The following is a 12,629-nucleotide window of genomic DNA, read 5'->3' on the forward strand; positions in this document are numbered from 1 at the left end:
CTATCCCCCCAATTGCATTAAAAACGATGCCACCTGCTCCATCCGCATGCCGCGCGAGCCTTTGATCAGCACGACGTCGCGCGCTGCGGCAGCCTGACCGAGCGCACGGGCCAGCTCCTCTTTATCTTCAAAATACCGAACGCGCTCCGCCGGAAACCGTTCCCTCACTCCCTCGGCGATATGCCGGGCAAGCGGGCCGTAAAGATACACCGCCTCAACCTCGTCCGGATCGACGAAACGGCCGACTTCCCGATGAAATTCCGCCTCTTCAGGACCAAGCTCGAGCATATCGCCGAGCACCGCGAACTTGCGGCTATAGCCCGTCGCCTCATGCAAAAGCGAGAGGGCGGCCCGCATCGCGGTCGTGGAAGCGTTGTAGGCGTCATTCCATACGGTCAAGCCGGAAGACGTCTGCGACACTTCGATCCGCATCCCGGTTACAACCAACGATTGTAAGCCCTCCGCCATTCGCACCGCATCCAGTCCGAAATATTTTCCGACAGCGATCGCCGACAGCGCGTTGATCGCATTATGTCCCCCGAGCAGCGGAATATAGAAAGGAACTCCCGGATCGGTATTGACGACAAAATGCATTCCTTTCGCATCCATCTTCATTTCCGGAGGATACAGATTATTCGACGCGTCCGCTCCGAAGCGGATTTTGGTATATCCGTCCGCCTTCATTCGTCCGGGCTGAGTCAGCTCCAGCAGAACCTCTTCAATCAGAGGCTCATCCCCGTGATAGATCAGTGTGCCGCCGGGCTGGAGTCCTGCCAAAATTTCCGTTTTGGCCCGTGCGATTTCGGTGCGCGAGCCGAGCTGCAGCAGATGCGCGTCTCCGATATTCGTGATGACGGCAAGCTCCGGCTCGGCGAGCCGGGACAGCAGCTCAATCTCGCCCCGCCCGCTCATGCCCATCTCCAGGACGGCGATCTCGGTATCCTCATCCAGCTCCAGCAAGGTGAGCGGAAGACCGATGTGATTGTTGTAGTTTCCTGCCGTTTTATGCACACGGAAGGCCGTAGCCAGCACGGCTCCAGTCATATCCTTTGTTGTCGTTTTGCCATTACTGCCGGTGATGCCGACAACGCGTACCTTCAGCTGGCGGCGATAGGCTTGGGCCAGACGCTGCAGCGCCGACAAGGTATCGTCCACAAGAATCAGCGGCTTGCCCTGCGGCGGGTTGTGACGGTCCGTCTGCCACAGCGCTGCGGCTGCGCCACGTTCAAAAGCGGCATTGGCGAACGCATGACCATCGAACGACTCCCCGATCAGCGGCACATACAAGCTGCCCTCCGCGAGAGTGCGCGTATCCTTCGAAACGCCGTGAATCACGGCATCGCCGGGCGTTCCTTGCGCCAAGGTTCCTCCGGCCATGACGGCAATCTCGGCCAACGTACGTCTGATCACTGCAACCGTCCCCTTATCGCGTTTTCCGCTACCAGCCGGTCGTCAAACGGATGCTTGACGCCTTGGATGTCTTGATACGTTTCGTGCCCTTTTCCCGCAATCAATACTACATCTTTAGAGGTTGCCCGGGCAATCGCTTTTTGAATGGCCTGTCTGCGGTCGGCGATCAGCTCGTAACACTCTTTGTTCCAGCCGGCCTCGACAAGGCCCGGTTCGATATCCCAGAGAATGCTTTCCGGATCTTCCGTGCGCGGATTGTCGGAAGTGACGAAGACGTAGTCGCTGTATTTGGCTGCTACGCCTCCCATCAGTGGCCGTTTGGCGCGGTCGCGGTCCCCGCCGCAGCCGAATACGCAATACACTTTGCCTTCCGCAAATTGCCGGATCGTCGAGAGCGCATTTTCCAAGCCGTCCGGCGTATGGGCATAATCGACCAGCACAAGAGACTCTTGCCCTGCATCCACAATCTCCATTCGCCCTTCGACGGAAGTGATGCTGCCGAGGCTGGCGACAATTCGCTCCAGCTCGATTCCCTCTGCCAGCGCTGCGGCGATGGCGCCGAGCGCGTTGTACACGTTGAACCGGCCGACCAGCCGCATCTTCACCTCGGCCGTTCCGCGGTAGGTGACGCAGCGGAACTTGGTGCCCTTGGCGGTTATATCTATGTTCTCTGCCCTCACGTCGGCAGCCGGATTGTCTATGCCGTACACGATCGTCTGCGCCGGTGTATGCTTGGCAAAGTAGTCGGAAGCCGAATCGTCTCCGTTCAGCACCGCATATTGGCGTTGATCGGCAACCGGCGCGAATTCGTTCCCGAGCCTGGAGAACAACAGCCCCTTAGCCTCCCGGTAACGCTCCATCGTCCCGTGATAATCCAAGTGATCCTGCGTTAAGTTCGTAAACAGACCGGTACGGAACTGGCAGCCGTTCACCCGCCCCATGTCGAGGCCGTGCGAGGAAACTTCCATGATGCAGTAATCGGTTCCCGCATCGGCCATATCGCGTAAAATACGCTGAAGCTCAATCGCCTCTTGCGTATTGTTCTTTTCGTTCGGATGACGGACAGCTCCGATCTTCACATGGATATTCCCCATTAATCCGGTTTGAAAACCTTGGTCCGATAATATTTTTTCCAATAAATATGTCGTCGTCGTCTTGCCGTTCGTTCCCGTCACGCCGATGAGCTTCAGCTCCCGGCTAGGGTATCCGTAGAAATGGCAGGCTAAAGCTGCCATGGCATAACGCACCTGCTTCACCAGCAGCACGGGGACATCCGCTTCAATCTCCCGTTCCGCAACCAAAGCGGCGGCTCCCTGCGCAACCGCCTGCCCGGCATAGTCGTGACCGTCCGTCTTCAGGCCGGGTACGCAAAAAAACAAATCTCCGGGCCGGACCCTGCGGGAATCGGCCGCGAGACCGCGAATATGGGTATCGCCATCGCCGATGATCCGACTGACGGCAAGCTGGGCTGCCAGCTCCTTCAGTTGCATGTTGTGTCCCCCTCCGTCTTTTGCACATGGTATCATTATGGACAAAAAAATGCGTGCTGAAAAGCCCATTTTCCCAAATGTTACCGTACTTTCATCGATGCGTCAGCCTTCACTGCGCCTGCGGTTTGCCGCTTTCCGGCGGGCTCGAATCGGACAAGTAAATCCGGATCGTCGAGCCTTGCTCCACCCGGGTCCCGGCTTTCGGCATCTGGCTGATCACGGTGCCGCCCGCGCCGGATTTTGCCAGTTGAAAGTTCATGTTCATACTTTCGTAAATCTCCGTGATGCTCATGCCTACTAGATTCGGCACTTCCACGATTTTCGTATCGCCATACACATATTTGCGGTCCATTTGATCTTTGCGCGGCGCAACCTTCATATAACGAAGCGTGTCCTCCATAATTCCCTTGACAAGCGGAGCGGCGACCAATCCGCCAAACTGGATGCCCTGGGGATTGTCGACCGCGGCGTACACGACGACTTTTGGATCGTCGGCCGGAGCAAATCCGATAAATGAGACGATGTGCTCGCTCGCGGAATAGCGTCCGTTCACGACCTTCTGCGCCGTTCCGGTCTTTCCTCCTACCCGATAGCCGTCAACGAACGCATTGCGTCCGGTTCCGTTCGCCACAACGCTCTCGAGTGTCTCCCGCACCTGCTTGGAGGTCGCTTCGGAGATCACCTGGCGCACAATCTCCGGCTTCATCTCCTCGACTAGCGCTCCGGTGTCCGGATTATACCAAGCCTTCGCCACATGCGGCTTAAACAGCTTGCCGCCGTTCACGGCTGCGGATACGGCCGTAATTTGCTGAATCGGCGTGACGGAGACCCCTTGCCCGAACGAGGTGGTGGCCAGTTCGACCGGACCGACCCGCGACGGCTTGAACATAATTCCGTTCTCTTCACCGCCAAGATCGATCCCCGTTTTTTTACCGAACCCGAAGTTATAAATATACTCGAAAAGCTTCTCTTTGCCAAGTCTTTGGCCCATCACCACGAAGCCCGGGTTGCAGGAATTTTCCACCACCTGCTGGAACGTTTCGCTGCCATGCCCGCCTCGCTTCCAACACCGCAGCCGGGCGCCAGCCACCTCAATCGCCCCCGGATCGAAAAACCCTTCCGTCAAGCTAACCTTTTTCTCCTCTAACGCTGCCGCAAGCGTAATAATCTTGAAGGTGGAGCCCGGTTCGTAGGTCATCCAAATCGGCAAATTCCGGTTGTAATTCTCCACCGGATACGCCTTATAGTTGCCCGGCTCGTAGCCCGGCCTCGACCCCATCGCCAAAATCTCTCCGTTATTCGGGTCCATGGCAATCGCGATGACATGGTTCGGCTGATATTTGAGCATCGCCTGATCCAGCTCGCGTTCCATGATCGCTTGAATGTTGCTGTCAATCGTGAGCTGAAGGTTCAGGCCGTCAAGCGGCTTCTTGTACTCGTCGGTCGATCCGGGCATCGACTTGCCTGCGGCGTCGGCCAAATACGAGATACTGCCGCCTATGCCGGTCAATGTCCGGTTATACTTCAATTCTATGCCCGTCAATCCTTGATTATCAATCCCGGTAAAGCCAAGCACGTGCGCTGCCAAACTCCCGAACGGATAATATCTCTTATTATCCTCGGTCACGACGATACCCGGAAGCTTCATATCGCGGATTTCCCGGGCTTTTTCCTGTGTGATTTTGCGGCCGGCCGGCTTGATATAGGCGCTGGACGCTCGCGTCGTCAGCTGCTTGTAAATTGTCTCCTGACTTGCGTCCAGCGCTGCCGCCAGTTTGGCCGCCGTTGCCTGGGGATCTTGAACTTGCGCCGGAATGGCCATTACCGTAGGCGAGCTTATGTTGTAAGCGAGCTGCGCCCCGTTCCGGTCCATGATTTCCCCTCGCTTGGCCGTGACGGGAATGTCGCGACGCCATGAATCTTCCGCTTTATCCGATAGCTCCGGTCCAAGCCAGATTTGCACATATGCGAGCCGCACCGCCAAGGCCAGAAAAATAGCCGTTCCGACAATCAGCGCGGCGAACAACCGACGGCGAACCGTTACGTTCGATGCCTTCATGCCCGCTCCTTCCCCTTCCTGAAAGAGAATCGTTTCATATCATCCCTATTCAGGACAACCAGGGGTTAGAACAAGCTATGGCTGCGGCGATGCCGTTTTTTTAGACCCGCCGTCGGCGTTTTGCTTGACGGAATCGGCATTCTTCTTGTCGGCGCCCGACTTTACGGTGTCGCTCGTAGTCTTGGCCGAAGGTGAATCCTTCTTCACCGTTTGATCGGATTTGCCCGATTTATCCGATTTGCCCGATTTATCCGACTTGTCGGATTTGTCCGTCTTGCTCGCCACCGGATCTTCCAGCAGCTCCTTATATGATTTCAACTGCAGCGTGAGCACCCGCGATTCGCCGGAGCCTTCCAGCGCCTGATCCGACACATACCCTTCGCCGGTCGATTGGCATCGTACCTTGAGGAAGGAGCATACCTCCAGCGCATCGCGAAGCGATTTCCCGGACAAGTTAGGTACCGGAACATCCTCGCCTTCCTGCATCAATACATACATTCGCTGCGCCCCGCCGCTTTCGGTACCTGGCAGCGGAGATTGGGCGATGACCTTCGGCCCTTGACCGATCGGCTCGACGGAAATGCCGAGCTTATTCATGGCCGCTTTGGCTTCGTCCAACGACTGATCGGTCAGATCCGGGGTCTTGCCTTGCGACGCTTTCTCCGTCGGCTGGGAGGTCTGCTCCCGGGTTACGCTCGGCGCAATGCCCATCTTCCGCAGCGATTGCGATACGATCTCTTTGAAGGCCGGAGCCGTTACATCTCCCCCAAGATGATAGTTGCCTCCGAGATCGGGATCATCCGCCATAATCGCAACCAGAATCTTCGGGTCCTCGAGAGGCGCGTAGCCGATGAACGAAACCATCCATCGGCCTTCCGCATACCCTACGTGGCCGGGAAGAACGAAGTTCGCCGTACCTGTCTTGCCAGCCACACGATAGCCTTCGATATAGGCCCTCCGGCCAGTTCCGATTTGCTGGTCGGACACAACCTGCTCCAAGTATTCGCCAACCTGCTTGGCCGTCTCCGGCGACACGACATCGCGGATAACCTTGGGGTCGTACTTCTCGACGACTTCGCCCGTTTCCGGGTTCGTGATTTGCTTAATGACATGCGGCCACATGAGCTTGCCGCCATTCGCAATGGCAGCATATGCCGCCGTTTGTTGGATCATGGTGGTTGTTAGCCCTTGTCCATATGTCGCTGTAGCATACTCAGGGGCGTATTGCATTTTAACCCGTCCCGCCACTTCTCCGGAAATGTCGATGCCCGTTTTCGCCCCGAATCCAAATTTGTCGATATATTGCCGCAGCTTGTCCGTTCCCAACTTCTCAAGTCCCAGCTTCACGAAAGCCACGTTACTCGAACGCTTCAACCCTTCGAGGTATGAAATTTTGCCCCAACCCACGCGGTTATGGTCATGGAGTTCACGGTCAGCGACAATGATTCTGCCGGACTGGTACGTGTCTCCCGGAAAAAACATGCCTTCCTCTATCGACGCTGCCAGAGTGACAAGCTTGAAGGTCGAGCCCGGCTCATATTGCGAGGCGACGGCGTGATTGAGGAAATCGGATTGATTTTTCGTTTCGCCATACTTGTTAGGATTGAATGTCGGCATATTCGCAATTCCGAGAATTTCCATTGTCTTCGGATCGACCGCAATCGCGGTAAGGCTTTTCGGACGCCATTTATCGTACGTCTTCTGCAGCGCACTTTCGATGTAAAACTGAATATTTTTATCGATCGTAAGTTGCACGTTGCTGCCGTCCACCGCCGGCTGATATCGGCTTTTCGAACCCGTCAATTCAACGCCATAGCGGTCTTTCTCGTAATTCAGAAAACCGGGAACGCCTTTCAAATAGTTGTCTAGCTGCGCTTCGATCCCCATCACCGGCTTGCCTTCCTTGTTGTTATAGCCGATCAGATGGGCAGCAAGCTGGCCCGCAGGGTAAAATCTCTTGGTCTCGCGTAGAAGTACAATGCCGACCGCCTTTGCTTGTTCCTTTTCCGACAGCTTCAATTGCAGATCTTTAACCAATTGATTGATTTTATCGGCCTTCTCCGAGTCGATCTTCCAGCCTTCGTTGCGGATTTCGATCTGTTCCGTCGGCTTCCATTCCCGCTTGGTTTCCAAACGCTTGCGTATCTTGTCTTCCAGCGCCGCGACGTTCGACGGATCGCCGGGGGTCGACAAAATGGCCGCCAGGCCTTTTACAACTTCTTCCTGATTATTGTTATCTTTGATCGTCCGTGGAACCAGAGCCAACGTAAATGCCGGGGAATCTTCCGCAAGCACCTTACCGTTCCGGTCCAAAATGCTGCCGCGGACCTGCTGAATGACCTTTTCTTTTGACCAATGTTTTTCTTTAACCTCTGTGACCAGTCTGGCGCCATCGACGACTTGTACCCAATAGATGCGGGTGATCAGAACAACAAAAAGGAGGGTGAATCCCCCTCCGATGATTAACGAACGTAATTTTACCTTTTTTGTCATCGTATATCCTCCCTATTCCAACGGACAGATCAGGGTCGATCCTTTGTTTTTTTGGACGCGCCTCCACCGGCCGATGGCGTTTTGGAAGCGACGCTTTGCCCCGAAGACCTGGTTGATCCTTGGGGCTTCGTCAGATTCGGATCGGCTACGCTGAAGCCGCGGCTGCGTGCTTCTTCCTCAAGCCGTTGATTATCGGAGAGCGCGTCCACCTTTTGCTTGAGAACACTGTTCTCCGCTTCGAGTTGGGCAATTTTCTGCTCAACGTTTTTAATGCTCGAGCTCATCTCGTAAATTTGCGCGTAACGCCAGATGATCACACCTGCAACGACGACGCAGACGGCAACCGTAAACAAATAGAGCAGCTTTTCTTGCACCGGCAATGATTTGTTCCGGTAGACGATCTTTTTCCTTTCCTTGACTTTGGCTTTGTTCTCGGTCCGCTGTTCAACTGCTAAATTTCCTTGAATATACGCCGGCAAGATGCTTTTCCCCCTCAGTTCATCAGTTTTTCCGCGATTCTCAGCTTGGCCGAGCGGGCCCGCGGATTCGCCTCGAGCTCTTCCGTCCCGGCTTCGATCGGCTTGCGGTTCACCAGTTTAACGATACCGGCAGATCCGCACACGCATATCGGAAAGTCGGGCGGACACGTGCACTTGGCCACATATTTGGCAAACGTTTGTTTACATATCCGGTCTTCAAGGGAATGAAAGGTAATCACCGCAGCCCGTCCTCCCGGGGCCAGGCAGCGGATGGTTTGCTCCAGCGCGTCCCCGAAGGCGCCAAGTTCGTCGTTTACGGCGATCCGCAGCGCCTGAAAGCTGCGCTTGGCCGGATGCGGTCCGGTACGCCTTGCCGCTGCGGGAATCGATTCCTTGATCAGTTCGACAAGTTGACCCGTCGTTTCGATCGGAGCCTCGGCGCGAGCGGAGGCAATTGTCGCTGCGATGCGACGCGAAAACTTTTCCTCTCCGTACTCGAATAATATTTTTGCAATCTCCTGTTCCGGCCAATCGTTGACGATGTCTTTCGCCGTCAGCGGAGCCGTTTGATCCATCCGCATGTCCAACTCCGCGTCATGATTGTAGCTGAAGCCGCGGTCTGCCTCGTCGAGCTGCGGGGACGACACGCCCAAATCGAACAAAATTCCGTCCACCTGCGGACGGCCGTCTCTCAAAGCGCGCGGCACTTGGGCAAGCTCGCGCTCCAAATAGCGAAAGTTGCTGCGGATCAGCTTCACCCGGTCCATAACCGGAGCGAGCCGCTCCCTGGCATTGGCAAGCGCCGCGTCGTCTTGATCGAAGGCGATAAGCAAGCCCTCCGGTCCGAGGCGTGAAGCGATCTCGAAGCTATGCCCCGCTCCGCCAAGCGTACAATCGACATAGACGCCGTCCGGTTGTATATGTAATCCTTCCACTGCTTCCTGCTTAAGTACGGTCACATGATGAAACATCCCGCTGCTCCTCCTACGCCGGCTTTTCCCGGGGTTATAGATCAAAGTTAAAATCGACCAGTTTCTCCGCAATTTCGGCGAACGATTCCTCCGATTGCTGGAAGTAGTTTTCCCAGATCGACTTGCTCCAAATCTCCACCCGATTGGAAACGCCGATAACGACACAATCTTTCTCCAGCTTAGCGTGCTCGATCAGATTGTTCGGCAGGTTGATCCTGCCCTGCTTGTCCAGCTCGCATTCGGTGGCGCCGGAGAAAAAGAACCGGGTAAAGGCGCGCGCGTCAGATTTCATGAGCGGCAGCGCTTTGAGCTTCTGCTCCAGCACCGCCCACTCGTTCATGGGATAAACGAATAAACATTGGTCCAGGCCGCGAGTGACGATGAATGATGTTCCCAGGGCTTCGCGAAACTTGGCCGGCACGATCATCCGGCCTTTTTCGTCAACGGTATGTTGATACTCCCCCATGAACACCACTCGCCACCCCCTTTCCCACCACTTTACCCCACTTTCCACCACTTGTATAGTTATGATTCGTCACGCTAGCCAAAAATCCTGCTTCGTCCCTGGACGACCGCAGGATTTTTTTCGGTTACTCTGTTTTGTCCCGGGGCTAAAAAAATCTCCCTTTGACGCTTCTGCATCAAAGGGAGATTCGATAGCCGGATGCGGATTAATGCTCCGCCCAGCTGTCCAAGTATGCTTTTTGCTCTTCGGTCAGCGTGTCGATACCGATGCCGAGCGAATCCAGCTTGAAGCGGGCCACCTGCTCATCCAGCTCGTAAGGCACGTTGACGACCTTCTGGCCGATTTGCTTGTAATTCTCGTTCACATACTTCAAGGACATTGCCTGAAGCGCGAACGTCATGTCCATGATTTCCGCCGGGTGCCCGTCGCCTGCAGCCAGGTTGACAAGGCGTCCCTCAGCCAAAATGTAAAACTTGCGTCCGTCTTGAAGCGTATACTCCTCGATGTTGCGGCGAACTGTCCGTACGGATACGGCCATGGCCTCCAACTCCGGTTTGTTTACTTCCACGTCGAAGTGACCGGCGTTGGACAAGATCGCTCCGTCCTTCATGACTTTGTAATGCTCCCCGCGGATGACGTCCCGGTTGCCCGTTACTGTTACAAAGAAATCGCCCACCTTGGCCGCTTCGCTCATCGACATGACCGCAAAGCCGTCCATGTAAGCTTCAACCGCTTTAATGGCGTCGATTTCCGTCACGATGACGTTCGCGCCGAGCCCTTTGGCACGCATCGCCACGCCCTTGCCGCACCAGCCATAGCCGACGACGACGACTGTTTTCCCTGCAACGACGAGGTTCGTTGTCCGGTTGATGCCGTCCCAAACGGATTGGCCGGTACCGTAACGGTTATCGAACAAATATTTGCTGAAGGCGTCGTTGACCGCAACCATCGGGAATTGAAGCTGACCGTCCTTCTCCAGCGATTTCAGGCGAAGTATGCCCGTCGTCGTTTCTTCTGCGCCTCCGCGCACGTTTTTGAGCAGGTCTTTGCGCTCGGAGTGGAGAATGGTCACCAGATCTCCGCCGTCGTCAATGATCAGATCCGGCTCGGTTTCGAGCGTCTTGATAAACAGCTCCTTGTATTCCTTCGGCTCCGGGTTGTACTTCGCATATACCGTAATGCCGTCTTCTACCAACGCCGCGCATACATCGTCCTGCGTAGACAGCGGATTGCTGCCGCAAATGGTCACTTCGGCGCCGCCGGCTTGCACTACTTTGGCCAAATAGGCCGTTTTGGCTTCCAAGTGAAGCGATATGGCAACTTTCAGCCCTTTAAACGGCTGTTCCTTCTCGAATTGCTCGCGGATGCGGTTAAGCACCGGCATATGAGCGTTCACCCAATCGATCTTCAAATGTCCTTCCGGCGCGAGCGCAATGTCGCGGATAATGCTGCGGTCGATCGTACTTGCCATCGGTAACGTCCTCCTTGGATCATAAATTCGCTACGTATTACATGTAACATATACGATGCTTTCCGTCCAGTGGCAAAGGCACTTCTACGAGTTCCCTCACCCAGCTGTCGCCATATTTGTTCAAATACGCGAGCGGATTATACACCCGCTCCTGCGGCTTGCCGTCAGGCAGCACGGAAAGCCCGATGCGAGCAAATTGCCGCAGCCCGGCCTCATACTGCGAACGAAGGCCGTCATCCGCTTTGTGCTGCAAGAAATCGATTTGCTCGATAATTTTCCCCAGATTCGTTTCGCCTAATTTTTGCAATCCGGGATTAATGGCCGCTATCGCTCCGATCAACGGCTCGTAGCTGGCGCGAAATTGCTCTTTCACCTCGGCAAAGCGAGCTTCCAGTTGAAGCTGGTCTTGCTCCCGAAGCCAAGCCTGCTGCTTCTCATCCAAACGGTTCAGCGCGTCGTCGATGGCAAGCCCGTACTTCTGCATGTTTTTTTGGATCGTGCCCTCCACAAGGGTGAAGCCCAGACGCGGCAGCACGATCGGCATCCGCATGCCCAGCGTATGAAACGCTTCGCGCGTCAGCGCCCAATAAGCGATCTCCGACGGTCCCAATACGGTTCCGAGTACGGGGAACAAATAGTCCTGCATCAAAGGCCGCGTCATCACATTATTGCTCAGCCGCTCCGGGGCCTCCTCCGCCCATTGCAAAAGCTGCTCCCGACCGAAGCGGCGTTCCCCCTTGCGGTCCGCGTAGCCGCCCTCTCCGTCCGCATAAAGTAGAATGCGCTCGCCTTGCTCGTCGAAGACGAATAAGTTCGCGCCATTGTCGGAAACCTCCGCCTGCGGTACATATCCCGCTGCCCGCAGCTTGTCTTGCCCCCGCAGCAGCGCTTCGTTAATCGAACCGCTTTGCTCCGTCAATCGGCGGAACATTGGGCTTTCGAGCCGCCGCAGCTCCGGATCGTCCGAATCAACCAGCACCAGTCCGTCCCGTCCGAACCAAGCGGAGAGGAGGCGCGCAAAGCTGTCCGTCAAGGAATGGGCCCCTTCGGTCGACGAACGCAGCGTTTCCATCAATCCTTCCTTGAATTCCGTAGGCATAAGCGTCTGCTCAAGGGCAGCCAGCGCCTCGCTCCACTGCTCCGGCGAGATTGGCGTCCGGCTGACGGAGGTGCGCAAGCCGGTCGGGTGCTGCAGCTTGATCTTCTGGAGCTGCTGATCCGCGGTCAGCACCGTCATATGGTTCACTTCGTCAAAATCATGATCCTCCCCGGCAATCCAAAATACCGGCACCACCGGCCGCCCCAGCTTCTCCGAAGCTTCACGGGCTGCCCGAATCAGCGTAATCGCCTTGTATATAACGAGTAGCGGTCCGGTAAACAAACTGGCCTGCTGGCCTCCTACGATACACAGCGTACGGGAATCCTTCAGCAGCTCGATCGAACGAAGCGCTTCCGGCGAAGCCCCCGCCCGTTCGTTGAACCGGCGCAGCGTTTCCGCAAGCCGCTGGCGGTCGGCTCCATGAATCCGCTCCCGGTCGATCCAAGCCGCACGCGCCTCCCAACAGTCGGCATCCGAAGGATTGTAATCGAAAAACGCGCTTATTTTTTCAAAACGGTCGGAATAATCCCCTGCCAAAGGCTGGCCGGAGTCCCACTTCATTATTTCTATCCGCAATCCGCCCGCCACCCTTCCTTTTAAAATGTAAGTCGCTTCTGGTTTGTAAACAACATAAGCACTACTATTTTACACGTGATCCGGGAAATCGTCAAAAGGTGACGCGAACGGATAC

At 55.8% G+C, this 12,629-nt stretch carries 9 protein-coding genes; all 9 read right to left on the reverse strand.

All coding sequences use genetic code 11. From position 1 onward, the window contains the following. Entirely contained in the window at positions 1-1,410 is a 1,410-nt protein-coding gene (locus NLX71_RS01285) for a UDP-N-acetylmuramoyl-tripeptide--D-alanyl-D-alanine ligase (RefSeq protein WP_254361686.1), read from the reverse strand. After that, positions 1,407-2,900 carry a UDP-N-acetylmuramoyl-L-alanyl-D-glutamate--2,6-diaminopimelate ligase gene (locus NLX71_RS01290; RefSeq protein WP_254361687.1) on the reverse strand — a complete coding sequence of 498 codons (1,494 nt, stop codon included), beginning with the start codon at positions 2,898-2,900 and terminating at the stop codon, positions 1,407-1,409. The genes NLX71_RS01285 and NLX71_RS01290 overlap by 4 nt, the downstream gene beginning before the upstream one ends. 109 nt (positions 2,901-3,009) lie before the next feature. Next, positions 3,010-4,959: a stage V sporulation protein D gene (locus NLX71_RS01295; RefSeq protein ID WP_254361688.1), complete on the reverse strand. Its 1,950-nt coding sequence runs from the start codon at positions 4,957-4,959 to the stop codon at positions 3,010-3,012. Positions 4,960-5,034: 75 nt separating this feature from the next. Next, positions 5,035-7,452 carry a penicillin-binding transpeptidase domain-containing protein gene (locus NLX71_RS01300; RefSeq protein WP_254361689.1) on the reverse strand — a complete coding sequence of 806 codons (2,418 nt, stop codon included), beginning with the start codon at positions 7,450-7,452 and terminating at the stop codon, positions 5,035-5,037. A gap of 29 nt (positions 7,453-7,481) precedes the next feature. Further along, positions 7,482-7,931, reverse strand: a complete 450-nt coding sequence (ftsL, locus tag NLX71_RS01305; RefSeq protein WP_254361690.1) for a cell division protein FtsL — start codon at positions 7,929-7,931, stop codon at positions 7,482-7,484. Between the two features lie 14 nt (positions 7,932-7,945). Next, on the reverse strand, positions 7,946-8,902 hold the full coding sequence (gene rsmH / locus NLX71_RS01310) for a 16S rRNA (cytosine(1402)-N(4))-methyltransferase RsmH (RefSeq protein WP_254361691.1): 957 nt from the start codon (positions 8,900-8,902) through the stop codon (positions 7,946-7,948). 34 nt (positions 8,903-8,936) lie between these two features. Then, on the reverse strand, positions 8,937-9,374 hold the full coding sequence (gene mraZ, locus NLX71_RS01315; protein WP_254361757.1) for a division/cell wall cluster transcriptional repressor MraZ: 438 nt from the start codon (positions 9,372-9,374) through the stop codon (positions 8,937-8,939). A gap of 199 nt (positions 9,375-9,573) precedes the next feature. Next, the gene (locus NLX71_RS01320; RefSeq protein WP_254361692.1) at positions 9,574-10,839 is read right to left on the reverse strand and encodes an adenosylhomocysteinase; all 1,266 of its coding nucleotides are present in this window, start codon (positions 10,837-10,839) and stop codon (positions 9,574-9,576) included. A gap of 37 nt (positions 10,840-10,876) precedes the next feature. Further along, entirely contained in the window at positions 10,877-12,514 is a 1,638-nt protein-coding gene (gene bshC / locus NLX71_RS01325) for a bacillithiol biosynthesis cysteine-adding enzyme BshC (RefSeq protein WP_254361693.1), read from the reverse strand. Positions 12,515-12,629 lie beyond the last annotated feature (115 nt).

The organism is Paenibacillus sp. MZ04-78.2 (assembly GCF_024213375.1).
In the GTDB taxonomy this organism is placed as follows: Bacteria; Bacillota; Bacilli; order Paenibacillales; family NBRC-103111; genus Paenibacillus_G.

Excerpts from the sequence above, each read along its gene's own strand:
- NLX71_RS01290 (WP_254361687.1), bottom strand. The coding sequence starts at position 2,900 with ATGCAACTGAAGGAGCTGGCAGCCCAGCTTGCCGTCAGTCGGATCATC.
- NLX71_RS01295 (WP_254361688.1), bottom strand. The coding sequence starts at position 4,959 with ATGAAGGCATCGAACGTAACGGTTCGCCGTCGGTTGTTCGCCGCGCTG.
- NLX71_RS01300 (WP_254361689.1), bottom strand. The coding sequence starts at position 7,452 with ATGACAAAAAAGGTAAAATTACGTTCGTTAATCATCGGAGGGGGATTC.
- rsmH (WP_254361691.1), bottom strand. The coding sequence starts at position 8,902 with ATGTTTCATCATGTGACCGTACTTAAGCAGGAAGCAGTGGAAGGATTA.
- NLX71_RS01320 (WP_254361692.1), bottom strand. The coding sequence starts at position 10,839 with ATGGCAAGTACGATCGACCGCAGCATTATCCGCGACATTGCGCTCGCG.